20 protein-coding genes are annotated in these 25,822 nt (G+C 45.0%); 11 read left to right on the top strand and 9 right to left on the bottom strand.

The annotated features are described in order from the left end of the window. Positions 1-59: 59 nt before the first annotated feature. From ACXAFJ_RS05305 to ACXAFJ_RS05290, 4 genes are all read left to right on the top strand, one after another. Positions 60-1,664, top strand: a complete 1,605-nt coding sequence (locus ACXAFJ_RS05305; protein WP_475321923.1) for a methyl-accepting chemotaxis protein — start codon at positions 60-62, stop codon at positions 1,662-1,664. A gap of 179 nt (positions 1,665-1,843) precedes the next feature. Continuing rightward, positions 1,844-3,244 (top strand): asparagine--tRNA ligase, encoded by a 1,401-nt coding sequence (gene asnS, locus ACXAFJ_RS05300; RefSeq protein ID WP_475321921.1) that lies wholly within the window; start codon positions 1,844-1,846, stop codon positions 3,242-3,244. Between the two features lie 220 nt (positions 3,245-3,464). Continuing rightward, on the top strand, positions 3,465-4,961 hold the full coding sequence (locus ACXAFJ_RS05295) for an HD-GYP domain-containing protein (protein WP_475321920.1): 1,497 nt from the start codon (positions 3,465-3,467) through the stop codon (positions 4,959-4,961). 233 nt (positions 4,962-5,194) lie between these two features. Then, positions 5,195-6,385, top strand: a complete 1,191-nt coding sequence (locus ACXAFJ_RS05290; RefSeq protein WP_475321919.1) for an amino acid aminotransferase — start codon at positions 5,195-5,197, stop codon at positions 6,383-6,385. Positions 6,386-6,470: 85 nt separating this feature from the next. Here ACXAFJ_RS05290 and ACXAFJ_RS05285 read toward each other — a convergent pair whose 3' ends face one another. The 3 genes from ACXAFJ_RS05285 to ACXAFJ_RS05275 all read right to left on the bottom strand — a co-directional run bounded on the left by ACXAFJ_RS05285 (position 6,471) and on the right by ACXAFJ_RS05275 (position 10,265). Next, positions 6,471-7,109, bottom strand: coding sequence for a porin family protein (locus ACXAFJ_RS05285; RefSeq protein ID WP_475321918.1), 639 nt, complete (start codon positions 7,107-7,109; stop codon positions 6,471-6,473). A 112-nt stretch (positions 7,110-7,221) separates the two neighbouring features. Next, positions 7,222-7,608, bottom strand: coding sequence for a hypothetical protein (locus ACXAFJ_RS05280; protein ID WP_475321916.1), 387 nt, complete (start codon positions 7,606-7,608; stop codon positions 7,222-7,224). 305 nt (positions 7,609-7,913) lie between these two features. After that, positions 7,914-10,265 (bottom strand): helicase-related protein, encoded by a 2,352-nt coding sequence (locus ACXAFJ_RS05275; RefSeq protein ID WP_475321915.1) that lies wholly within the window; start codon positions 10,263-10,265, stop codon positions 7,914-7,916. Positions 10,266-10,578: 313 nt separating this feature from the next. Between ACXAFJ_RS05275 and ACXAFJ_RS05270 the strand changes: the two genes are divergently transcribed. From ACXAFJ_RS05270 to ACXAFJ_RS05255, 4 genes are all read left to right on the top strand, one after another. Beyond that, entirely contained in the window at positions 10,579-12,267 is a 1,689-nt protein-coding gene (locus ACXAFJ_RS05270) for an NAD-dependent malic enzyme (RefSeq protein WP_475321914.1), read from the top strand. Between the two features lie 52 nt (positions 12,268-12,319). Further along, positions 12,320-12,643, top strand: a complete 324-nt coding sequence (locus ACXAFJ_RS05265; RefSeq protein WP_475321912.1) for a DUF3392 domain-containing protein — start codon at positions 12,320-12,322, stop codon at positions 12,641-12,643. A gap of 74 nt (positions 12,644-12,717) precedes the next feature. Then, on the top strand, positions 12,718-13,437 hold the full coding sequence (locus ACXAFJ_RS05260) for a SanA/YdcF family protein (RefSeq protein ID WP_475321911.1): 720 nt from the start codon (positions 12,718-12,720) through the stop codon (positions 13,435-13,437). Between the two features lie 117 nt (positions 13,438-13,554). Beyond that, complete coding sequence (locus tag ACXAFJ_RS05255) at positions 13,555-14,385, top strand: DUF2797 domain-containing protein (protein ID WP_475321910.1); 831 nt, start codon at positions 13,555-13,557, stop codon at positions 14,383-14,385. 86 nt (positions 14,386-14,471) lie between these two features. On the opposite strand, the gene ACXAFJ_RS05250 is transcribed toward ACXAFJ_RS05255, so the two are convergent. Together ACXAFJ_RS05250 and ACXAFJ_RS05245 are read right to left on the bottom strand one after the other, a co-directional pair. After that, positions 14,472-15,719, bottom strand: coding sequence for a cysteine desulfurase-like protein (locus tag ACXAFJ_RS05250; protein WP_475321908.1), 1,248 nt, complete (start codon positions 15,717-15,719; stop codon positions 14,472-14,474). After that, positions 15,709-16,359, bottom strand: coding sequence for a 2OG-Fe dioxygenase family protein (locus tag ACXAFJ_RS05245; protein ID WP_475321907.1), 651 nt, complete (start codon positions 16,357-16,359; stop codon positions 15,709-15,711). Before ACXAFJ_RS05245 ends, ACXAFJ_RS05250 begins: the two co-directional genes overlap by 11 nt. Before the next feature lie 435 nt (positions 16,360-16,794). On the opposite strand from ACXAFJ_RS05245, the gene trxB reads away from it, so the two are divergent. The 3 genes from trxB (at position 16,795) to cydC (ending at position 21,431) form a co-directional block, all read left to right on the top strand. Next, positions 16,795-17,751: a thioredoxin-disulfide reductase gene (gene trxB / locus ACXAFJ_RS05240; protein ID WP_475321906.1), complete on the top strand. Its 957-nt coding sequence runs from the start codon at positions 16,795-16,797 to the stop codon at positions 17,749-17,751. A 133-nt stretch (positions 17,752-17,884) separates the two neighbouring features. After that, positions 17,885-19,666, top strand: a complete 1,782-nt coding sequence (gene cydD / locus ACXAFJ_RS05235; RefSeq protein WP_475321904.1) for a heme ABC transporter permease/ATP-binding protein CydD — start codon at positions 17,885-17,887, stop codon at positions 19,664-19,666. Next, positions 19,659-21,431 carry a heme ABC transporter ATP-binding protein/permease CydC gene (gene cydC, locus ACXAFJ_RS05230; RefSeq protein ID WP_475321903.1) on the top strand — a complete coding sequence of 591 codons (1,773 nt, stop codon included), beginning with the start codon at positions 19,659-19,661 and terminating at the stop codon, positions 21,429-21,431. Before cydD ends, cydC begins: the two co-directional genes overlap by 8 nt. Positions 21,432-21,459: 28 nt before the next feature. Here cydC and ACXAFJ_RS05225 read toward each other — a convergent pair whose 3' ends face one another. The 4 genes from ACXAFJ_RS05225 to rnm form a co-directional block, all read right to left on the bottom strand. Then, positions 21,460-22,971: a diguanylate cyclase domain-containing protein gene (locus ACXAFJ_RS05225; protein ID WP_475321902.1), complete on the bottom strand. Its 1,512-nt coding sequence runs from the start codon at positions 22,969-22,971 to the stop codon at positions 21,460-21,462. Positions 22,972-23,224: 253 nt separating this feature from the next. Beyond that, the gene (gene rluB, locus ACXAFJ_RS05220; protein ID WP_475321900.1) at positions 23,225-24,121 is read right to left on the bottom strand and encodes a 23S rRNA pseudouridine(2605) synthase RluB; all 897 of its coding nucleotides are present in this window, start codon (positions 24,119-24,121) and stop codon (positions 23,225-23,227) included. A 103-nt stretch (positions 24,122-24,224) separates the two neighbouring features. Beyond that, positions 24,225-24,845, bottom strand: coding sequence for an L-threonylcarbamoyladenylate synthase (locus tag ACXAFJ_RS05215; protein ID WP_475321899.1), 621 nt, complete (start codon positions 24,843-24,845; stop codon positions 24,225-24,227). Between the two features lie 24 nt (positions 24,846-24,869). Then, positions 24,870-25,730 carry an RNase RNM gene (gene rnm / locus ACXAFJ_RS05210; RefSeq protein WP_475321898.1) on the bottom strand — a complete coding sequence of 287 codons (861 nt, stop codon included), beginning with the start codon at positions 25,728-25,730 and terminating at the stop codon, positions 24,870-24,872. Between the last annotated feature and the right edge of the window lie 92 nt (positions 25,731-25,822).

The following is a 25,822-nucleotide window of genomic DNA, read 5'->3' as shown; positions in this document are numbered from 1 at the left end:
GTTTTATCCTATACCTAAGTTAGGAGAACATATTGTCATCTAAATCTTTAGACTTACTTATGAAAACTACAGTTACAACAAAATTACTAGCAACATTAATCGTGGTCTTTGCATTGGTGTCTGTCGTCTCAACTAGCTACCAGCATTATCAACAGCGCCAACTTATGTCTTCCGTCCTCAGTGAACAGTTACACCACCAAGCTAGTAATTATTTTGATAGCCTAAATATGATGATGCTAACCGGCACCATGTTTCAAAAAGAAACCTTGAGAGAAAAAGCCCTTTCGCAAAATGGCGTTGAATCGGTACGAGTGATCCGTGCCGAAGCCGTCAATAAGATCTACGGGCCAGGATTAGATGGCCAAGCTCCCGTCGATGATATTGATAACCGCGCATTAAGCGGAGAGTTAGTGATCGAGCCGATCTCAGCCGATTGGGGTAAAGGCTTAGTGGTTGCCCTGCCGATGAAATCGAGCGAAAACTACCGAGGAACCAACTGTGTCGCCTGTCACGCCGCACCTGAAGGTGAAGTTCTAGGTGCAATTCGAATTGAATACAATACATCTGAACTCAATACTCTGATTAACAAACAAACGTTAACCGCGATTGGAATCATGGCAGTCATCGCTGTTGTCGGGTTTACCATCGCCGTTTTTCTGATTCGAAAAATTATCGTCAAACCGATTCAACAAGCCTCTCGTTACATGCAGGCCATCAGCACCGACAAAGATCTCAGCCAAGAATTGTCGTCATCAACCAATGATGAGGTGGGACAGCTTGCCAAGGCGATCAATTCATTTGTGGCGACGGTTAATGACAATTTGCTTAAAGTGAAACACACCTCGCACCAATTAACATCTTCTGCAGTCGATCTAACGCATGTCGCCCAACACACCGATTCCGCAGCCACCAACCAACAAAAAGAAACGGTGGACGTAAAGAGCAATATGACTGAGGTACAAAACCAGCAGAGCGCTGTAGACCAAGCTATTACTCATACCTCAGATCTGATTCAGCACACTACTGAAACAGCTAATGTATCGGCTCAGTCTGCTCACAATGCCAGTGACGACATAAAGGCGCTTGTAGTTGATATTGATGAAGTAAAAAGCAATATCGAAGCACTGAATACGCAAACCAATGAAGTGTCGCAAATACTCGATGCGATTAAGGGCATTGCCGAGCAAACCAACCTATTGGCACTAAATGCTGCAATTGAAGCCGCTCGTGCCGGTGAACAAGGGCGTGGTTTTGCAGTCGTTGCTGATGAGGTGCGTAATCTTGCCAGCCGCACTGCAGAAGCAACGGAAAGTATCTCCGCCATTATTTCACAATTCCAAGCAGGCTCTCGTTCTTCTTTAGATTCGGTTGACCAAGTATGCGCAACTGCCCATCAACGCTCGTCCGAGGTCGAGGCACTTTCACAGAAGATGCATGAAGTCGTGGTTGAAATGAAACAAGCACTGACACACACCGAAAACATTCAAACACAAACCCACCAAACCACCTTACTGAGTCAAACCGTTGAGTCCAAAGTAGAGACCATTACTCAGCATGCCACTGACACCTCCAAATCTACGGCCAAAACTCGTCAAATTTCATCTGATTTGGAATCTTTATCTGAGCAATTAGAATCCATGATTGGCCAGTTTAAGCTTAGGTAGGAAAGTAAAAGTGGTATTTATTTGCTTCCTCCAGCAGATTAGTGGTTGAAGCGAAAGAAATCACAGGTAAACTGTCGGTTTGCTAGTAAATGTTTCAAGTTCATTGTGTTAGTGGCGAAAATTTAACCGCCACAACCCCATGGATTACAGCACAACACTTCAACGGAGAAGAATACTCAATGACATACGCGCCTGTTTCTGACGTATTGAGCGCAAAACTTTCAGTCGGCAGTGAAGTCACTGTTCGCGGCTGGATTCGCTCACGTCGTGATTCCAAAGCTGGAATCTCTTTCCTTGCCATTTATGACGGCTCTTGTTTCGACCCGATTCAGGCCGTGGTCCCTAATTCGTTGAATAATTACCAAGAAGAAGTACTTAAGCTGACAACAGGTTGTTCAGTTGAAGTGACGGGTAAAGTCGTCGAATCTCCTGCAAAAGGTCAAGATTTCGAGCTTGAAGCGATTGCAGTGAAAGTCGTGGGCTGGGTTGAAGACGCTGAAACCTACCCGATGGCAAAGACACGTCACTCTATCGAGTACTTGCGTGAAGTGGCTCACCTGCGCCCTCGTACCAACGTTATTGGTGCGGTAGCCCGTGTTCGTAACTGTTTGTCGCAAGCGATTCACCGTTTCTACCACGAGCAAGGCTACTTCTGGGTATCGGCGCCACTAATTACTGCATCTGATGCTGAAGGTGCTGGTGAGATGTTCCGCGTTTCTACGCTGGACATGGAAAACCTACCACGCACTGATGCAGGCAAAGTAGACTACAACGAAGATTTCTTCGGTAAAGAGACTTTCCTAACGGTATCTGGCCAGCTAAATGCCGAAACTTACGCTTGTGCACTTAGCAAGGTTTACACATTCGGCCCAACCTTCCGCGCCGAAAACTCAAATACCAGCCGTCACTTGGCTGAGTTCTGGATGGTAGAGCCTGAAGTGGCTTTCGCTGACCTAGACGACGTTGCTAAGCTGTCAGAAGATATGCTGAAGTACGTGTTTAAAGCTGTGTTGGAAGAGCGTCGTGATGACCTAGAGTTCTTTGCTCAGCGCATCGACAAAGAAGCCATCACTCGCCTAGAGCAGTTTGTTGCTTCTGACTTTGCACAAGTTGATTACACTGATGCTATCCAAATCCTACTTGATTCAGGCCGTGAGTTTGAATTCCCTGTTGAGTGGGGCATCGACATGTCTTCAGAGCACGAGCGCTTCCTGGCTGAAGAACACTTCAAAGCGCCAGTTATTGTGAAAAACTACCCGAAAGACATCAAAGCGTTTTACATGCGTCTAAATGACGACGGTAAAACTGTCGCGGCGATGGATGTTCTTGCACCGGGTATAGGTGAGATCATCGGTGGTTCTCAACGTGAAGAGCGTTTGGACGTACTGGATTCTCGTATGCGTGACATGGGCATCGATCCTGAGCACATGAGCTGGTACCGCGACTTGCGCAAATACGGCACAGTGCCGCACGCTGGTTTTGGTCTAGGCTTTGAACGCCTAGTGTCATACGTTACTGGTATGGGCAACGTACGTGATGTAATTCCATTCCCTCGTACTCCACGTAGCGCAAATTTCTAAACTTTTTGTTTACGCAATGCCAAAAGGACCTATTCAGGTCCTTTTTTATTTGAGTGCGTTTTCCGATTGCTTTCAATCCATTAGGCACCGTAACTGCCCTCTCTCACACTTTTTAATTAAAATGTCACGAAAGCAAATCTTAGGTCGCGAGGTCTAATGTGATGCAATACTCTTAACAGAGTCACGGCTGGATTAACAATCACCAGGAATAGGTGGAAACATGCTTTCAACGGCTTCAACTAATACGTCTTTTGCTGACAGCGATCCAAAACAGTTTTACGACTCGCTGAAAACCGCCAAACTTTATCTTTTATCTGCAATTCTTTTTGGTTTGTACGGTGGGCGTGTCTGCCCGATGCTCGAACAACTTTCTTCGACAGAAATATTCACCCATGTATTTGTCACATTTGGTTCCATGTGGTTAGTAAGACATTTTCTTCTGGCCGACCATTCGCTGTTACAGGAACAAAAACACGGTAGACTCGATACCGCGCTATTCTTCTTATTTTCTCTTCCCCTCGCCTTTTACTACAACCATCAATTCCAGTTCCCACTTGACAGTAATTTTAAAGTATTGTTTGGCATGACTCTGTTCGGTTTTTTTACTGGGCAAGTACTTCAAATTGATAGCAAGTTGCGATCTTTCAAGGCAATTTTAAAAGCCGACAAGTTTGACTGTCATTTATCCGGTCAGCGGTACTCTGTCGTTGCGTATTTTATGAGTATGATGGCGCTGATTGTCGTAGTGCTCATTTCACTGTTTCTAATGATTGCTTCAAAAGACATGTTCTGGCTAGAGCAGAACCCGCAAACGATTATTGAACGGACCGCAACACTCAGCGTCATAAAAGAGTTTATGTATGTCGCTATTGTGGTTGCCGGGTATGTCCTCACCATCTTGGTACTGTGGGGCAAACTTTTTAAGGCATTGTTGCAGCAACATGAAGACAAACTGCAACTAGTCAAAGACGGGGAAACTGAGCGCAGATTGCCTGTATTCGAAGCAAATGAGTTTGGCTCAGTGGCTTCCTTGACCAATGCCATGCTCGACAGCCTAGAAGTCTCTCAACAGGAAGTAAAAACAACTCGAGATGTGGCGATTGTGAGCTTGGCGGCTCTCGCGGAATCCCGTGACAACGAAACTGGGGCACATATCTTACGTACCCAAAAGTATGTACGTGCCCTCGCCAAACACTTAGCGCAAAAACCCGCCTACCAGACTCTGCTAACCAATGATTATATTGAATTGCTTTACAAATCTGCACCGCTGCACGATGTCGGCAAAGTAGGTATTCCTGACGCGATACTTTTGAAGCCCGGTAAACTAACGGTGGAAGAGTTTGAAATCATGAAGCAGCATCCGGAGATTGGGGCCAATGCGCTTTCAATTGCAGAAAAGCACTTGGGTACCAGTTCGTTTCTCGCGGTTGCTAAAGAAATCTCGCTATCTCACCACGAAAAGTGGGACGGTTCGGGGTATCCCAAAGGTTTATCAGGTGAAGATATTCCACTTTCAGGACGTTTAATGGCATTAGCTGACGTTTATGACGCTTTGATTTCAAAGCGCGTATACAAGCCCGCTTTTTCTCACGATAAAGCCAAATCGATGATTCTCGAAGGTATAGGTCAACACTTCGACCCTCAAGTCGTAGAGGCGTTTATCGCAATCGAAGATGAGTTTAAGGACATAGCAAACAGCTATAAAGACGGCGAATAGTCAAAAAAGTTGGTGCCTTAAATCCTCTGATTTTTGGCACCAAACTCCTCGAAATATCATTCGGTTTTCTTAGTTTCATTATCAAAACGTTAATTTTTCGCAGCGATTGCATCCAACGCTTTAATAAACCAATTTTTGTTGATTTTTACTGTTGTAAGCAGCTTCGTGTAAGAGTATAAATAGAGGGTTTGTTTCACTTTAATTAACCCCTTATCTAAACACGGATGACGTTTATGTTTGAAAGTATTGTTGCGGCCCCGGCGGACCCTATTCTTGGCTTAACTGAAGAGTTTAAAAAAGACACCCGCGCTGAAAAGATTAACTTAGGTGTAGGCATTTACAAAAATGAACAAGGTGCTACCCCGGTTTTAGCAACAGTAAAGAAAGCAGAAGCAGTATTGGTTGAAACAGAAAAAACCAAATCTTACCTAACGATTGAAGGTACTGCTGAATACGGACTAGCCGTGCAGAAACTTCTATTTGGTGACGATTCTGAGATCGTTGCACAAAGCCGCGCTAAAACTGCTCAAGCTCCTGGTGGTACTGGTGCGCTTCGCGTTGCTGGCGAATTCATCAAGCGTCAATTGGGTGCACCACGTATCTGGGTTTCGAACCCGACTTGGGCAAACCACCGTGGTGTATTTACTGCTGCAGGCCTAGAAGTGGTTGAATATAGCTACTACAACCCAGAAACCAAAGAAAAAGACTTCGCAGCTATGCTTGCGGATCTTGAAAACGCACAAGCGGGTGATGTGGTTCTACTTCATGGTTGCTGCCACAACCCAACGGGTATCGATCCAACATTAGAAGAGTGGGAAACATTGGCTAAGCTAGTCTCTAGCAAAGGTCTACTTCCGCTATTCGATTTTGCATACCAAGGCTTTGCAAAGGGTGTTGAAGAAGACGCAGCTGGTCTACGCGAGTTTGCTAAACACAACGGCGAAATTCTAGTGGCGAGTTCATTCTCGAAAAACTTTGGTCTTTACAATGAGCGCGTTGGCGCATTTACGCTGGTCGCTCAGTCTACGGAAACAGCAGCAAATGCGTTTTCACAAGTTAAGGCTATCATCCGCTCAATTTACTCTAACCCACCAGCTCACGGTAGTGCAGTTGTGACTCATATCTTGGGCAACCCAGAGCTACGCGCTGAATGGGAGCAAGAAGTCAAAGAAATGCGCGACCGCATTCAGGAAATGCGCGAGTTATTTGTGGCGACGCTCAAAGAACAAGGTGTTGATCAAGACTTTAGCTTCATTTCTCGTCAAAACGGTATGTTCTCTTTCTCTGGTCTAACTAAAGAGCAAGTAACCCGCCTAAAAGATGAGTTTGCTATTTACATCGTAGGCTCTGGCCGTATCAGTGTTGCAGGCATGACAAAAGAAAACATGCTACCGCTTTGCAAAGGCATCGCTGCAGTTCTTTAATTTCTATAGAACAAACGCCAAAAAAGGAGCTTCGGCTCCTTTTTTCGTTTTTAAACCCAACTGAGCTTAAGTGAAACTCGATTTGTTATCTTGCGTAGTGAAACTGGAAATTGATACCACCTTCGTTGGTGGTATAACTCGACGCATCTCTATGAATGTAAAACCCACCGAGCGACCAAAGCGGCGACATTCGATAATCCAGCTTCAGTTTAAAACTGTCGACATCCGCAATATCACTGCGTAACAGTGCTCCGGTCGTGGTTAAAGACCATTGTTCGTCTAGCGCAAACAACGCTGATAGGCTACCACCTAGAACGTGCTCATTTCGGCTGCTTAAACGATTGTCGGTCTGATCTTGGGTGATCACTTCTCGCTGTATTCCCACAGAACCTTGAATAAACAGATCAAAACGTTCTTGTACCGGGAAGCGATAGCCGACCGATGGCAAGAAAGTGTAATGTTCAGTTGTAGTAGAACCAGGATGAATAAAACGAGCAGAATAGTCGAGCGAAGCAACAAGATAAGGGCTAATCAATAAATTACCACCAATGGCCAATGCAGTTATATTGCTGTTCACGCCGAGGTTTTCGTTAAGTGACCCGGAACTCAGTTGAGTATATAGGTGTTGGTAGCTGAGTTGGTTGGTAATAGCATCATCGCTTAGCGCAGAATAACTACTCACACAAGCAAGCAGCGCTAAGAGTTTGGCAAGACATCGCTTCATCAAACAAACCTATAAAGTGCTTCAATAATAAAAGGTTAGTCCAACTGTTTGGAAAAGCGAACTTGTATTCTGACTTATGTGGTGAACTAACAAAACTGGGTCTGAAAACAACTTACTGATCAGGCAATAATTCTAGAGACAAATGCTCTTCTTGCGAGCTTCGTACAATCAGGCCACACCCTTGCAATCGACACAACTGCTCGGGCTCTAGTGCATAAGGCATGATCACATCCAACTCTTTGACACCATATTGCCTTGCCAAGTGAACCAACTGTTCTAAGTTGGCATCGTCACTATGACACGCAGAGAGTTCATACATGGCTTGTTGCATGAGCAAGGCTTCCACCCCGTCAGAAGCTTGGTCATATTGCCGAGTTGAAGAATGAGTAACGTGATTAAACCAATTGAAGCAGACATCTCTGAGCGACAGCCTATGTTCACCTGCCGATTCCAAAAACGTCATGTAGTCGAACTGTACAGAACCGCTTAAATTGCCCATAAGCCATCCTTAGATTTGTTCTAGAGTCTTGCAGCGTTTTTAATCAAACGCCCCGCTAAACTGTGCAGGAGCAAAGGCCATGTCGACCTAGCTATGCTCCTCATTTCACGTTATAAGTAATTGAACAAGAAATAAAGAAGATCAATAGCTTATGGATGAATAGTCTAATAGAGCATCAAAGCTAGGCAAAAAGACATATCCAACCAAAGCAACTAACAAAACATGAACAGAAAAGCGTTTTACCTTTACAAACTGTCAACGCTTACACGTTGTTTCCCCTAAAGTTTGTGGATGAATCGCATAATCTACTTGATATCAACCACACGGCTTGCCTTTCGGTATTGAATTCGCCACCCACTCCAAGCGGGCAGCTCCCAGCGTTTTGGCGGTACTTTGCGTTGCCCGGACTCATGAATAAGTTGAATACATTTCGCTTTCACACTGTATTCAACATTCATGGTCAAATCAGAAAGCACGACTTGCGCCGGGTACTTTTCGACAAAATCTTGCTTTTCCCATTCCGGAATGCCTTCAAACAGCAAATCGCTAGGAGAAAAGAGGTCAAATTCTTCCAGGCTATTGATATCGAGGTCGGTCATTTGACTTTCCAGCCATAACTTGGAATCGACTTTGTCGCCGCATTGCTCAAAGTCGACATACAGATTCCACAATCTCACTTCCTCTACTAAATTGGCAAAGTATCCAGGCCATAGATGACCGTTAATGATCTCTTGTGTGATCACCGACGAAAAATCCTGCGCTATTTGCTCCCTTTTAGTCGCGATAACTCGGTTCGCATAAATGAGCTGCTCGGTCCTAACGGCCAAATCTGATTCGACATTTTCAGAAACAGTTTGCCACTCGCCTAGTTCTGCATCCGACAGCCACGACAACTCGATTGGAGCGGTATAGCGAGTAAGGTTAAGTGTTTGCTTAGACCCTCTACCCGGTAAACTATGTACGCCGAAGACGATACAGGCCTGCGCACTATTACGTAGCCGAGAATTTCGACCAAGTTTAACTTCGATAACCCCATTGCTTAACGCTTCTTGTCGACGCTCGCGTCTCACAAATACCAACTCTGGATTGGTTCGGATGATAGAGTTAAGTAACGAAGACCTCTCATATCGGCTGGTCACACTGAGATCAGGAAGCTCAAACAAACTGCGCATTTGCTGGCTTAATCCTTTCGCCTCGGCCAATAAAGTGGATTCCGTTTTCACTCCGGCAATGGCGTCACCGCGCACTAGTCGAATAAGCAAACTGGCATCGCAACCTAAAGATTCTGATTGTTCTAGCTGCTCTATTGCCGTTTCTGACTGAGACAGTTGAAAGATTTGGCCGCCAACGCTCAAACTGGCTGCAAGGTCAATCATAGCTTCTTTGTCTTTTTTGCTTTCCATCCGATTGATAAGATCAGCCCAAACCATGTCCACCGGCAATGGATACAATTTTTCTCCATGCGGAGTAATCTTACCGCTCTCGGAAATGGCGTTAAGGCTCAGTAGTGTGTTACGGGCTTGAGCCATCGATTTTTCCGGCAATGACTCTAAAAATTCTAGCGAATCCAATCGGCTACCACACGCGGCAGCTAACAGCATGGGTTCCGCCAAATTTTCTCTCAATAACTCCGGCTCGGTTGCCGTCGATAGGGCGGCATGTTGTCCAAACAAACGAATGCAGGTTCCCGCCATGACACGACCGGCCCTACCCGCTCTTTGCTCTGCACTCGCTCGTGATATATGGGAAAGAGTTAATGTGGTTAAACCATTTCTTTGTTCATTGCGCCGCTCTAATCCAGAATCAATGACATGGCTTATATTGGGAATGGTCAAAGAGGTTTCTGCCACATTCGTCGCCAATACAATTTTCCGAAATGGCTGCTGATTAAGTGCTATGTCTCTCTCTGAATCTGAAACACTGGAATGCAAGCAGACAACTTTTACACCGAGATCTGTATTCGACAAGCTTTGTGATAAGCGAGACAAACAGGCTGATATCTCTTTGCGCCCTGGAAGAAAAACCAAGATATCGTGAACCGAATCATTTGACTGTAAAACACTGAGAACGGCCTGATTAATCTTATTATCGAGCCCACGGCCATCAGGCAAGTGATGTGACTCGAGCGCAGTGTATTTGACATTTACTGGAAAATTTCGCCCTTCCGCTTGAACTTGCTTTGCGCAAAGGTAACTGGCAATTTGTTGGCCATTTAAGGTGGCCGAAGTCACTATCAAACGCAGCCTTGTTTCACGGCGAAGCAAGGCCAGTAACAACTCATTGTCCCAACGTCTTTCGTGAAACTCATCGAGAATCACGAGGTCGAAGTCACTGAGTCGATTCTCTGCAAACCATCTGAGTGCAACACCGGGGGTAACAAATACTGCTTTTGTAGTTGGCTTGAATTTTTGTTCGAGTTTGATTGCATAGCCAATGTCTTCGCCTACGGATTGTTCAAGTTGCTCACTTAGAAAAGAGGACAGCGACAAACACGCGATACGACGGGGTTGCACCACCAATAAACGATTTGTTTTACTGAGCCACAAAGGCAGTCGAGTTGATTTTCCAGAGCCAGTTTCTGCCTCGACCACGAGATTGTTGTGTTGCGCGAGGTCGATAACCTGCTGTTGAATACTATCAATGGGTAAGCGAGACATATGGATTTAGAAACTGAGAACAAGACCTTTTATTTTATCTGTTTAGTGCGCCAAGCCCAAGTTACTTGGGTGAATCGATTGAAGGAAAATTGGCTAATAAAATGGAAGTTTATATTGGGAATAAGATGTCCATAGTATTCTAAACAACATTTTCGTCGGGATTTGTGTTTTTCTCGGTTTACAAGCCGTTAACGCTTCCCTATCATTTTCAATAAAGGCGCATTAAGACTTGCCTAGAGTGCTACTGCCAACCTTTCTATTGGTTATTTCTATTGTTTATGTCGAATGACATTATGCTTAATCCAGGACACGAATGAATAATTCCAAACGACCGCTTTATATTCCTTATGCTGGACCAGCGCTACTAGCAACACCTTTGCTAAACAAAGGCAGTGCATTCAGTGCTGAAGAAAGAAGTTCTTTTAACCTTGAAGGATTGCTTCCAGAGGCAACAGAAACCATTCAAGAGCAAGCAGACCGTGCCTATCAGCAGTACATTAGCTTTGACAACGACATGGATAAGCACATTTACCTGCGCAACATTCAAGATACAAACGAAACGCTTTTCTATCGGCTGGTACAAAACCACATCAGTGAGATGATGCCAATCATCTACACTCCTACGGTTGGCGCAGCGTGTGAAAACTTCTCAAACATTTATCGACGTGGGCGCGGGGTGTTTATCTCCTACCCAAATCGAGACCGCATCGATGACTTGCTAAACAACGCCGCGACTCAGAACGTAAAAGTGATCGTAGTAACCGATGGTGAGCGTATCCTTGGCCTAGGTGACCAAGGGATCGGCGGTATGGGTATTCCTATTGGTAAGCTATCGCTTTATACCGCTTGTGGCGGTATCAGCCCGGCTTACACACTACCAATCGTGCTGGATGTGGGTACAAACAACCCGCAACGACTGGCTGACCCTATGTATATGGGTTGGCGACATACTCGCATTACTGGACCTGAGTATGAGGAGTTTGTTGAAGAGTTTATCCAAGCGGTTCAGCGTCGCTGGCCAGAAGCTTTAATTCAATTTGAAGATTTTGCCCAGAAAAATGCCATGCCATTATTGGAGCGCTACAAAAACAGAATTTGTTGCTTCAACGATGACATTCAAGGTACCGCTGCCATTACAGTGGGCTCACTATTAGCGGCATGTAAGGCCGCAGGGACAGAACTGAAAGACCAGCGTGTTACCTTCTTGGGAGCCGGTTCAGCTGGCTGTGGTATTGCCGAAGCAATTATTGCGCAAATGGTGTCCGAAGGAATCAGCGATGAACAAGCTCGTTCGCAAGTCTATATGGTTGACCGTTGGGGATTGTTGCAAGAAGGTATGCCTAACCTGCTGGATTTCCAACAACGATTAGTGCAAAAAGGCAAAAACACCAAAGCGTGGGAATCTGATGGCAATGGCTATTCTTTACTTGATGTCATTCGCAACGCCAAACCTACGGTTCTAATTGGTGTCTCTGGTGCTCCTGGTTTGTTCAGCCAAGAAGTCATCCAAGAAATGCACACCCATTGTGAGCGACCTATTGTATTCCCATTGTCAAACCCAACTAGCCGTGTTGAAGCAACACCTCACGATATTCTTAACTGGACCAATGGTGAAGCACTAGTTGCAACAGGCAGTCCATTTGATGCAGTAAAACTAAACGGTAAGACTTACCAAATTGCTCAATGTAACAACAGCTACATCTTCCCGGGTATTGGCCTTGGCGTATTGGCCGTGGGTGCTCGTCGTGTAACGGATGAAATGTTAATGGAATCTAGTCGTGCACTTGCCGACTGCTCACCATTAGCTATCAATGGACACGGCGCGCTACTACCGCCATTGGAAGCCATCCATTCGGTATCCAAGAAAATTGCGTTTGCCGTCGCGAAAAAAGCGATTGAACAAGGCGTTGCTCAAGCAATCACAGATGATGCGTTAGTAGAATCCATTGAGAATTGGTTCTGGCAGCCTGTATATCGCAAATACAAGCGAACTTCCTTCTAATCCTGATAAGCCCTCGTTACCATACGGGGGCTTCTTTTTTTATGATTAGTTTATGTTTGAATTTCTAGCCCCTCTTGCTCCGTGGTTCCGACCTTACATTGGTGAAATTTCAGTCGCACTGGTTGCTTGTCTACTGGTGGTGTTTGGTAGCGACATTAATGCCTTCGTCAGACGCAAGTTAAGAAACCAATTTTTCTTGGTCAAAACCTTGGTGTTTGTCTTGATAAATGCGTTCGGTTTCGGCTTAATTATAATTCACGCAACACCTTACGTTTCTCAATGGCTTAGAAGTCTTGATGCTGGATCCTTGGTCGCATTCGTCATCATAGCCTTTATTGCTATCGGTTTGTGGGCTCAAAAGCACCGTCAGATATAGCCAAAAATCGAGGTAGCTCGTGAGATGCTAGCTTTTGAATCAAATCCAAAGATGTACCAGAGATTAACCACTGGATGAAGAGCATACTTAATAAAGTGAATATGTTAGCTTGGTTGAAAATGGCATTGGTCGCACTGCTTATCATCGCAGTGGGCTTATTCACAACTGACAGAATGTTCAGCCTCTCCACTCAATCACAAATCTACACCAACATAGACGACGTACCCGCATTCAACGTTGCCGTGGTATTGGGCACCAGCAAATATCTTGGCCGTAGCTTAAATGAGTATTACACCGCAAGAATGGACTTAGCGCTGTCTCTGTATAACAACGACAAGGTAAAACAGTTTTTGTTAAGTGGTGATAATGCCCACCGCTCTTACAACGAACCGTGGACAATGAAACGGGATTTGTTAAAAGCCGATGTTCCTGAGGCCCACATTTTCTTGGATTATGCTGGTTTCAGAACATTAGACTCTGTTGTTCGCGCCAAAAAGATTTTTGCCACCGACGAATTTTTGGTGGTGACACAGAAATTCCATTGTGAACGCGCACTGTATATTGCCAACCATTTTGGTATTGACGCGAGCTGTTTTGCGGTTCCAGATCCAGTTTCACACAACGGGTTCAAAGTGAGAACTCGCGAGGTATTTGCTCGCGCCAAAGCGCTACTCGATCTCTATGTATTTAAAACTCAGCCAAAATTTTTAGGCCCAATAGAACCTATCCCTGAAACTCCTGCTCAGCCAGAAGATATCGCTAACAGTATTTCAGCCGCTCAGTCCTCCTTGTAAATCGCCGCGTTTTGATTTTTTTAAACAAACTCTTTAAGTATCTATACAGGCATTAGATATACTATTAGATACAAGATGTTTAGGTCACGAAACCTAGACCAATAAAAGAGTAATGTCATGAATCAAATCGCCACTGGGACTTTGCGCAAGCTTAAGTCCTCGCTAACCACACCTGTCTCTTATTCCCTTCCAGTAGGAGATAGCTTCGTAGAGTTAAACCCACTTATCGGTAAACACATCGAACTGACCTATTCGGGCAATATTTACTGCTGCGAATGCGGCAAGAAAACCAAAAAAAGTTATTCCCAAGGACACTGCTTTGTTTGCATGAAAAAGCTCGCGAGCTGCGACATGTGTATTATGAAGCCTGAAACGTGTCACTACGATCAAGGCACTTGCCGCGAACCTTCGTGGGGGGAAGAAAACTGCATGATTGACCATTATGTGTATTTCTCCAACACCTCAAGCCTCAAAGTTGGTATCACTCGTCATACTCAAGTTCCTACCCGTTGGATCGACCAGGGGGCAACTCAGGCCATCCCTGTATTTAAAGTGAAAACGCGCTATTTATCTGGCTTAATCGAAGTGGAAATAGCCAAACAAGTGGCAGATAAAACCAACTGGCGAACCTTACTTAAAGAAGATGGTGAGCCGTTAGATATGAAAGCTCGTTTTGAAGCGATTTGGCCCAATATTGAGCCCAAAATTGAAGAGCTTAAGCAACAGTTTGGTGAAGACGCCATCGAAAGGTTACCTTTGGATTCAGAAACGCACATCCACTACCCAGTTGAACAACATCCGAGCAAAATAACGTCGCACAATTTTGATAAAAATCCCGTGGTGTCCGGGTTATTGCAGGGAATAAAAGGTCAATACCTGATCTTGGATACTGGCGTAATTAACATCCGAAAGTTCAGTTCTTATGAGGTTAGTGTCGCTAGCGAATAGTGCCCTAGATAAACAGTCGCCCGCTGTTAAAAACGGGCGCCTGTTTGTCTCAGTGAAAAGGAGTAGACTGCCATTCAGACAAAGAACTAGCTTACATCACTTTGGTACGACTGAATCGCCAGTATCAATTTGTCAATTTCTTGCTTAGTGTTGTAGTGCATAAAACCAACTCGCAACACACCGCCTTGATCCGATAAACCTAAACGCTCAATCAACGCCACTGCATAAAAATGCCCTGCCCAAGTACACATGTTGTGTTCTCCAAGGTGTTGCGCCATATCGCTAGGACGGCAAAAATCAAACGTCAGCGCAAAGGTTGGCGTACGCAGATTGCTGTCAGCATTCGTTATTCCATGCACCTGGCATCCCTCTACAGACTCAATAGACTCTAGAAAATACTGTGCCAGTTGCGTTTCGTGTGCTTGATAATATTCATAGCTTTCGATCAATCGTTGTCGCAACGACGCTTTTGGATCACCATGCTGTCCTAAATAGTCCACGCAGCTAACCAGACCTGCAAGTGCTTCAAACGATTGTGTGCCCGTTTCAAACCGTCCAGGACCTTGACTGGGTGCAGGCTCTACTTTGTATGGTTGCAACTCCTCGAGCCATGGATCCGCGACATAAGCTATACCCAAGTGAGGGCCGAAAAATTTATAAGCCGAACACACTAGAAAGTCACACCCGAGTTGTTGTACGTCAGGCAATGAATGAGGAGCGTAATGCACCGCATCGATATACACTTTTGCACCTACGGACTTGGCAATTTCAACGACTGCTGGCATATCAACATTGGTGCCAATGGCATTTGACGCATACGTGATGGCGATTAGCTTAGTCTTTGCGGATACAAGCATTGAGAGCTTTGCTAGGTCTAATTGATATGTTTTAGGGCAAACGGGTGCTGTGTGGACGATAGCTCCTCTATCCTTCGCCGCCTGCTGCCAACTGGACACATTGGCAAAGTGGTCTAGTTCGGTGACTATGATTTCATCTCCAGAACGCCACGTTCTCGCGAGGCTTCTACTTAGCTGAAATGTTAGGCTAGTCATGTTAGCGCCAAACACAATGTTGTTCGATGATTCTGCGTTTAGCAATGCTGCCGCGCTGGTTCTCGCTTGTTCAACCAGATTAACCGTTTCTCTGCTTGAAAAAAATGAGCCACCCAAGTTCGAGTTGTATCGACCCAGATAGGATGTCATCGCGTTCAAAACTTGATTGGGCACTTGTGCCCCACCCGGCCCATCAAAGAAGTAAACGGGCTGATTGTTGTGCTGCTGATCAAGTGCGGTGAACTGACGTCTTTGTGCATGCACATCAAAACTAGCTGACATATTTGTTTACCTTAGCAGTCAGTACAAACACATCCATATGACCCAATTGATCTTGCTCGACTGCTCGAATAGGACACGCGTTATGCCAAAGTTTGCTATCTGCTAATAGCGCAACTTCACCATTGTTCAGCACTTTTCGATAAAACGGTGCTCCGTGGTTATCTTCGTACAGCATGATTTCACCGCCGACGATATTTTTACGGTCAATACCGACAATCGCAATATGGTCAAAACCGTCTTGGTGGACACCTTCCGGTGCTACTTGGGTTTCATCAAATACCGTTTCAATGCGAATTTGATGCACTTCTATTTCTTGATCTTCTGGCAGAGCATTACTGTCGACAAAGATATCGCACAATTCTTGAAAGCCTTCACTGCTGAGTGTTCTGTGTTCTACCGGTTCGAACTGACGGACCACGTCACCTTGAAAGTGGTTAATGTCTTCGCTTTGCACAAAACTGTGTTTGTCTGTGGCAACGACTCCTGTGGAACGATACTGGATGACGGAGTAACGTCTTAACCGATATTTACCATCCGCATGAGTGGTATGTGGTAAACCATCGAACGAGCCGGAAAGTTGACGTATTGCTCCATCACTTAGATGGGTGAGTTGTAGGGTATTCTCATGATTGATGTCCATCGCAGCCTCCTTGTTAACAGTAAAAACAACTTACGATTACATCTTGTTTACATTCTTAGTATTGCGCGATTGCACTATCCAATCAACAAAATTTAGTTCTTTTGACTTTTTTAAGTTAAATTTTAGCTCAATATTCCACAATCAGATAAAATATCAGCACATAACCAAAATCAACAACACCCGCACAGGTTGAAATCTAGAAGTTTTAACTAGGAAAAGTTGTTTAAGATTCCATGGTCAAGATCGAATGAAAAAATTAGGCTTATATTTCATTGAGTTAATCCAGAATTTTCTAATTTTCTCGTTTCACACCACCGGAAAAGTCTCGCGGCTAACTTTTTATTGCCCACAAGCACGAATCTGTCATTGCAATAGACCTTCTAACCTTTAAAATCACCGTAATAAGAAAGACAAGTGAAAGGTAATGGAGCGCCAATGAGCGACGTCAAACATTGTAAACTACTGATTCTAGGTTCTGGCCCTGCTGGCTACACAGCAGCTGTCTACGCGGCTCGCGCCAACCTAAACCCTGTTCTGGTGACAGGGATGCAACAAGGCGGTCAATTGACCACAACAACTGACGTGGAAAACTGGCCCGGCGATGCGGAAGGTTTAACAGGTCCAGCGTTGATGGAAAGAATGAAAGAGCACGCCGAACGTTTTGAAACCGAAATCGTGTTTGATCATATTCATACCGTCGATTTTTCTGAGAAACCGTTCAAACTTCAGGGTGACTCAGGCGCTTACACTTGCGACTCATTGGTTATCTCAACGGGTGCTTCTGCCAAATATCTGGGTTTACCTTCTGAGGATGCATTTAAAGGCCGTGGCGTATCTGCTTGCGCAACCTGTGATGGATTTTTCTACCGCAATCAGAAAGTTGCCGTTGTGGGTGGTGGTAACACCGCAGTAGAAGAAGCGCTGTACCTGAGCAACATCGCGTCTGAAGTACACTTGATTCACCGCCGTGATTCATTCCGCGCTGAAAAAATTCTCGTCAAGCGTCTGATGGATAAGGTCGAGTCTGGCAATATTGTTTTGCATACCGATAAAACCTTGCATCAAGTAGTCGGTGATGACATGGGAGTCACAGGAGTTGAAATCCAAGACACCAAAACTGACGCAATCACTAGCCTTGAATTGATGGGTGTATTTATTGCAATTGGTCATCAACCGAACACCGACCTGTTCCAAGGTCAATTGGATATGCAAGACGGTTACATAAAAGTGCAGTCTGGTCTGAACGGTAACGCCACGCAAACCAGCATCCCTGGGATATTTGCGGCTGGAGATGTTATGGACCACACTTACCGTCAAGCCATCACATCAGCGGGCACAGGCTGTATGGCTGCACTAGACGCGGAACGCTACTTAGACTCTCTTGACGACTAGTCGATTATCGCGAAATTGAGATTAAATCCTACTTTTTGTATGTGATTATCAAAGCCCGATGGTATAACCATCGGGCTTTGTGTTGTATAATACGTGCTTCATTTTCTTCTCTTTTTTCCCGTACATAATACGAATGGATAGAAAACAACAGCGCGTACTCAACAAGTGGTTACGAGGACAAAGCCGACAAGCTAGCCGTTGGTTAATGGTCAGTATTTTACTGGGGTTTACCGCCAGTTTCTTCTTAGTCGCCCAAGCCTATTTCATTGCTCATATTCTTCACCAGCTCATCATCGAAAATACAGATAAACACGAGCTCACTCATTATTTCGTTGGATTACTGATCGCAGTACTGGTAAGAGCTGCCTGTAATTGGGGGAGAGAACTGGCAGGTTTTCGCGCCGGTGAACAAATACGCGTATATATTCGTCAACTCATTTTGGATAAGTTGCGCGAGCTTGGTCCAGCTTATATCAAAGGAAAACCAGCTGGTGCCTGGGCAACATTGCTGCTAGAGCAAGTCGAAAACATGCAAGACTTTTTCGCTCGCTACTTACCCCAGATGGCACTGTCGGTAATGATTCCTTTCGTTATCCTCGCAGTGGTATTTCCTATCAACTGGGCGGCTGGCTTAATATTTCTTCTCACGGCTCCACTAGTACCATTGTTTATGGCGTTAGTCGGTATAAAAGCCGCCGACGCGAGCAGTAAAAACTTCAAAGCTTTACAGCGACTGTCCGGTCATTTTTATGACCGCTTACAAGCAATGACGACGCTAAAACTGTTTGACCGTACCGACGCAGAGCACGAAGTCTTAAAGGGCGCGGCTGATGTTCTGCGAACCAAAACCATGGGCGTGCTTAAAATTGCCTTTTTATCTTCGGCCGTTTTAGAGTTCTTCACCTCGATTTCAATTGCCATAACGGCTGTTTACTTTGGCTTTAGCTTTATCGGCGAACTCGATTTTGGTCACTATGGAATTGGTGTCACCCTGTTTGCTGGATTGTTTATCTTGATTCTTGCACCAGAATTTTACCAGCCACTTCGCGAGCTAGGCACCTATTATCACGCCAAACAACAAGCCATTGGTGCGGCAGAAAGCATAGTGGCCTTCTTGGAAACCGAAGCGAAAAGCATCAATCATGGTGATGTCGTACTGGATGAAAACCAAGAAATTCATATCTCCGCGTCTGATCTTGTGGTGCAAAGCCCGGAAGGAAAAACGTTACTGGGTCCAATTTCCTTTTCTATTGGCAGTAAAACCAAAACAGCCATCGTTGGTCAAAGTGGTGCAGGTAAAACCACGCTCGTCAACGCTATTTTGGGCTTTCTCCCCTATTCAGGTTCACTCAAAATCAATGGTATTGAGCGCTCACACTTAGACATTGCCTCATGGCATAGAAACGTAAGCTGGGTAGGACAAAACCCTCTTCTAGTACACGGCTCAATTCGGGATAACCTCACCTTGGGTCGCCAGGATGTACAACCAGAAACCTTGAACAGAGCAATTGATGAATCCTTTAGCACAGACTTTGTATCGCAAATTGGGATGGAGTATATGGTTGGCGACCGCTCTACGGGGCTTTCCGTTGGCCAAGCACAACGGTTGGCGCTCGCCAGAGCACTGATTCAAGACGGTAACTTTTGGCTACTGGACGAACCGACTGCCAGTTTGGATGCCAACAGTGAAAAGCTTGTTTCTCAAAGTTTAAACAAAAACCTAATTGATAAAACGGTTGTCATGGTGACCCATCAATTGGCGCATTTAAATGACTGCCAACAAATATTGGTGCTTGATAACGGAACATTAGTTGAATCAGGTGACTTTGAGACATTGTCTAATACCGATGGCGTCTTTGCTCAGCTACTGTCGCATGACCACAGCAACCAAGTTCAAGGAGATTTAGATGCGTGATTTAATTCCTTTTCTAAAGCTCTACAGAAAACACTGGTTTGGGCTGACACTGGGTATGCTGCTTGCGCTATTAACCATGGCAGCGTCGATAGGTTTGCTCAGCTTGTCCGGTTGGTTTTTATCGGCGGCGGCTGTTGCCGGGTTAACAATCGCCCGCGAAACCTTCAATTACATGTTACCCGGGGCCTTTGTTCGTGGGTTTGCCATGGGTAGAACCGCAGGGCGTTGGGGCGAACGAGTCGTTAGCCATAATGCTACTTTTAAACTATTGGCAGATTTAAGACTCTACTTCTATCGCAAGCTGGTCCCACTCATACCAAGTACGTCAAATAGCTTACGTGATGCGGATTTGCTCAACCGAATCACAGCAGATGTCGATTCCATGGACCACGTTTATCTGCGTCTTGTTAGCCCGATGATTGTTGGGGTGCTTGGTACCATCGGCGTCTCTGCGCTCGTGGCCTGGTTTGCGCCTGGTATTGGGTTAATGTTGGCTGCAGTCCTGCTGTCGTTGTTGCTAATTTGGCCAGTACTTTTCTACAAACTTGGCAAACGCAATGGTGCTTCATTAACGGAGCATAGAGCTGATTTAAGAATTCGTACCCTCGACTGGATTCAAGGCTACAGTGAGCTAACACTATTCGGCGCGGAAGCTCGTTATCGTGAGAGAATCCACGAAGCACAAACGAACTTGCTCAAGAACCAGTGGGTCAACGCCCATATCACAGGCTTAGCTCAAGCACTGCTACTGCTTGCCAACGGTTGGACCTTGGTTTTCATTCTTTGGTTTGCCGCTGATGGCATCGCTGGTCAAGCACCTGATCCTATTGTCGCTTTAATTGCTTTTGCGACCATGGCGAGCTTTGAGTTATTGATGCCAATCGCTGGGGCGTTCCAACATTTAGGCCAGACACTGACATCTGCACGTCGTCTTAATGAGATATTGCAAACCAAGCCTGAAGTTCAGTTTGTCGATGACAACCAAAAGGCCGACGAAAACCATGACCGACCTTTAAGTAGCGCTATTCAGATCGACAATGTCACTTATCAATACCCGATTCACGACAATTCAAATCTTGAACCTAGTTTGACTAGACCCGCACTTGATAGCTTAACGTTGAATATTGAAGCGGGTGAGAAAGTTGCAATTCTTGGAAAAACTGGCTGTGGTAAGTCCACTCTACTTCAACTTCTCTGCCGCTTTTGGGATTCAACTCAAGGGACTATCAAAATTGATGAAAGAGAGATCAAAACGTATTCAGAATCTGAACTGCGCGCAGCAATAACCGTTGTTAGCCAGAGAGTCGACATCCTCAATGGCTCGTTGCGAGATAATCTTCAACTGAGTCAAGAACATCCAGATCAAGAACTTGAAACCGTATTACAACAAGTTGGATTGGAAGAGCTGTTATTAGCCCCGGGATTGGACACATGGCTTGGTGAAGGTGGTAGACAGTTATCTGGCGGAGAGAAACGTCGTATCGGCATAGCGCGAGCGATGCTTAAACCTGCGCCAATTGTATTGCTTGATGAGCCAACCGAAGGCCTCGACAAACAAACTGAAGCCGAAATGCTTGGCTTGTTTGATCAGTACTTTTCGTCAAGCACGGTGTTGTTTGTCACTCACCGTTTGGTCAATCTACATAAAATGGACAAAATTTGTTTGCTCGATAACGGCAAGCTAATCGAGACCGGTCGACACGACGACTTATTAGCGGCAGATGGGCACTATGCAAAGCTGAATCAGGCATTAAGGTCAACATAAACCACTAAGTCCACGAAAGCTCCAGCAATTATTGAATGGTTGGAGCTATTTGATATGAGCCTTTCACTGGGCCGCTTTTTGCACGATACATGGCTTCATCCGCGACCTGTAACAGATGTTCTAAATCATTGCCGTGCTGAGGGTAACAAGCTACACCAATAGACGCTGTTACCGCGACAGATTGACCACTATTAAGTTTATAGGGGATATTCAGATTGCCGAGCAGTGTTTGTGTCACTTGCTCGGCCGCTTTCACACCTGATATGCCATTCAGTACCACCGCAAACTCATCGCCGCCGAGCCGGCCGGTCAGATCACTTGAGCGAACTGAACTTCTTAATCGACGGCCTACCTCAATCAAAACTGTATCCCCGGCTTCGTGACCATGTTTATCATTCACCAATTTGAAATCGTTGAGGTCGATAAAAAGTAAGGCAAACTGTCGCCTATTCATCTCTGCAAATTGACTTAGTTGACTTGCACGCTCGCTGAAATAAGAACGGTTAGGTAACTCTGTTAACAAGTCGTAATGCGCCATTTTTTCCAACTTGCTCAACAAGTTCTTTTGGCTCGTAATGTCTTGATGAGTGCCAGACATCCGAACGGGCTTCCCATCTTTCGACCATTCAACCACCTTGCCTCTGTCAAGTACCCAAATCCAATGTCCATCTTTATGACGCATCCGGGCTTCAACTTCATAGTAATCAAGCTCGCCGCTGAAATTCTTGTCTAGGATTTCCTGAGATCGGGGTAAGTCATCTGGATGGCAAAATTTTACCCAAGTATCAATTGAATGTTCACCTAACTCCTCTAGGGTATACCCTATTAGCTCAGCCCAACGTTCATTAATAGAGATTTTTCCTGAAGGAATATGCCACTCCCAGGTCCCAACGTGGGTTCCCCAAATAACTTCATCTAATCGTTGTTTTTCATGGTGAAGCTGCTTTTGCGTTGATTTGTATTTATAGACCATTCTCATCAGCACCAATACCGCAATGAACAGCAAGAGCAGAAGTGAGGCCATTCCCATAAGTTGTTTGTCCTTAGTCGCAGCCAACAACTGGGTCTTTTGTTCTACTAGTTCTTCCAAGCGTGTTTGATAGTGCAACAGTGAATCTTGAGCAGCTCGATAGTCCGAAACATCATAGATAATCGAATAGAGCAGAGTTTCTTCTTCAAATTCGACGGGAACGGAAGACACCTGAACCGACCTGATATCACCATTCGCGAGTTTGTGTTTGAACAAAAAGAAATTTCGCTTCTCCTCCAACGCCAAGGCTCTTTCTGCGGCAACGGCCTCAGCAGAGAGTGCGTTGATATCTTGAATATTCATCTCGGTTAGCTGCAATCGTGAATAGCCGTAGTAATCAGCTGCAGCCTGGTTGGCGTCCACAATCTCTCCACTGGATGGGCGAATAAGCAAACTAACAACATTGTGACGTTCAAAAATGGGATAGAAATTCGTGTGAGAAGATGCTGGAAAGCACACGCCAGCGAGCGTGACTACGACTGCTATGAACTTTAGATAGTATTTCAACATAAAGCGTTTCCAACAACGACTAGTAATACTTTAGTTCATATTGATGATAATTCTATAAATACTATTTTTTCAAATCAAAATGAGCGTTTGTAAAACAAGTAGCTCAATGTTTAATAAACTACTGCAACCGAAAATGCATAGAGATTTTTAGTTACTGATTCGAGTTTTTAGATGCGAATTGAATGTGAATATATTGAAGGATCAAAAAAGCAGCCTGTTGGCTGCTTTGAAAATAGTTCTAGAGAAAACGAGATTAAGAACGTCTGCGTTTTGGCTGTTTATTACTGCGACCACCCGATGTTACACGCTCTTCATGTCTTCTTACTGCGCGGCGAATTTTTTGACTGCGGCTGCGCTCGCGCTTGCGTGATGTATTGCTCTTGTCCAGATCCAGTAGAGACTGAGATTCTGGCTTAAGCTCAACCAAGGTGCGTAGGTAGTTGACTTCTTTTAGGTCTAACTCCATCCAACCACCACGTGGCAATTTTTTGTCGAGGAATATATCACCGTATCGAACACGCTTAAGGCGGCTAACGGTGCAATCTTGTGACTCCCATAAGCGACGAACTTCGCGGTTACGACCTTCGTTGATTACGACGTAGAAGGTATGGTTCATACCTTCACCACCGGTGTAGACTACATCTTCAAATCGGGCCAATCCATCTTCTAGCTCCACACCTTTCACTAGGTTACGTACTTTGCTTTCGTTAACTTCACCAAATACGCGTACCAGGTATTCGCGCTCTACTTGACGACTTGGGTGCATCAAACGGTTCGCGAGTTCGCCGTCAGTGGTAAATAACAAAAGACCTGACGTATTGGCATCAAGACGACCAACAGAAATCCAACGCGAGCCACGAATCTTAGGCAAACGGTCAAAAACCGTGCGTCGCCCTTCTGGATCATGACGAGTACAAAGTTCACCCTCAGGTTTGTAGTAGGCTAACACCCGACATACTACTTCTTCTTGAGCTTTCACTGAAACGGTATGACCGTCGATACGAACAATGGCTTGATCATCTTCAAGACGCTCACCGAGTTTGGCCACTACGCCATTCACACTGACTCGTCCCGATTTGATCAAAGCTTCAAGCTCTCTTCGTGAGCCATGACCAGCTCGAGCAAGTACTTTCTGAAGTTTTTCGTTCATCAATTAACCTTTAATGTCGTCTTCACAGACGTCGAAGTAAAATAGGTGCCTTTGGGGCGGCCGTATATTATGCCAAAACTTGTCATATATCGCACTAAATTAGTTACTCAAAAGGTGTCGGGTCACCCGCACCTAAACGAGCAATCACAGGCTCGTCGTCACTAAAATCGATAACTGTGGTAGGTTGCTCACCTAAATAACCACCATTAAGAATAACGTCGACTTGGTGCTCTAGCTTGTCTCGAATCTCCTCGGGATCAGATTCGGTATGTTCGTTACCCGGCAAAATCAATGATGTTGACATCAATGGCTCACCAAGTGCTTCGAGTAAGTCCAACGCAATTTTGTTATCAGGAACGCGAATACCAATGGTTTTTTTCTTGGCATTCATCAAACGACGAGGTACTTCTTTGGTTCCTTTGAAAATAAAGGTGTATGGGCCCGGTGTATGGCCTTTCAATAGACGAAATGCGCCGTTGTCTACTCTTGCGTATAAAGACAGTTCAGACAAGTCACGACACAGTAAAGTGAAATTGTGTTTTTCATCCAAACGACGAATTTGGCAAATTCTCTCTAGCGCTTTTTTGTTTTCCAACTGACATCCCAAGGCATAGCCTGAGTCCGTTGGGTAGATAACGATGCCGCCACTGCGAATTATTGCCACAGCTTGATTGATCAAGCGAGCCTGAGGGTTCTCAGGATGCAAATAGAAAAATTGGCTCATGGTTTCCTCTGTCTATTCTTAATTTTAGTTTTCAGATTCATGTTGTGATGCGTTGATTTCCCAGTTTTCCCAGACTGGATTAACGCCAGATGGCAGCCATAAATTTCGACCCAGCTCCAACCAAGGAGAAGGATAATGGAAATCGCTGCCTTGCGACGCTAATAGTTTGTATTGTATCGCATAATCGGCAAGGTTGCGTCTTTCTTGTTGCGCTTGTTGTGGTTGCGCAACTTCCATGGCATCGCCATTGGCTTCTACAAAGGCCGCTAACAAGCGCTTAACCCATTTCGCCGTTAACTGATAACGCCCCGGATGGGCTAAAACTGCTTGTCCACCAGCATGATGAATAGCGTCGACAGCCTCGCTCATGGTGCACCAATTAGGCGGGACATAACCTGGATTATTTCGAGTTAGGTACTTTTTAAAGACTTGCTGCATATTTTTGGCGTAGCCTTTATCGACAAGCCATTTAGCAAAATGCGCACGTGTTACTGGCGCTCCATTGCTTATCTCTACAACATCTTGATAGACGCCAGCTTGGGTGGACTTCTCCAGTCGCTCTGCAATTAACTGTGCTCTGACCACTCGTCTTTGTTGCTGCTGTTCAATGAGATCAAGTAATTGAGGGCACTCAGTATCGACACCCAACCCGACAATATGAATATCTTTGTTCTGCCATACGGTCGATATTTCGATTCCGTCAATCAATCGAATCGCCAGTTCATTTTCAGCAATATATTGGTGTGCAGGAGCTAAACCCGCCAAAGTGTCATGGTCTGTTATTGCCAGCACGTCGATATTAAAATTCATCGCGCGATCAATTAATTCGTGGGGAGATAAACGGCCATCTGACGCTGTGGTGTGACTGTGCAGATCTATTCTCATACTAATTTTGTTACTTCTCTTGACTTTTTGTGCTTGTACCAGTTTACTAGTACAAAATCTCACACCGACTTTGATTTGCCATGTTACTAGAA

This window comes from Vibrio sp. ABH4_348 (genome assembly GCF_056159765.1).
The sequence above is the reverse complement of the archived record's forward strand: the minus strand, read 5'-3'. Positions and strand labels throughout refer to the sequence as shown.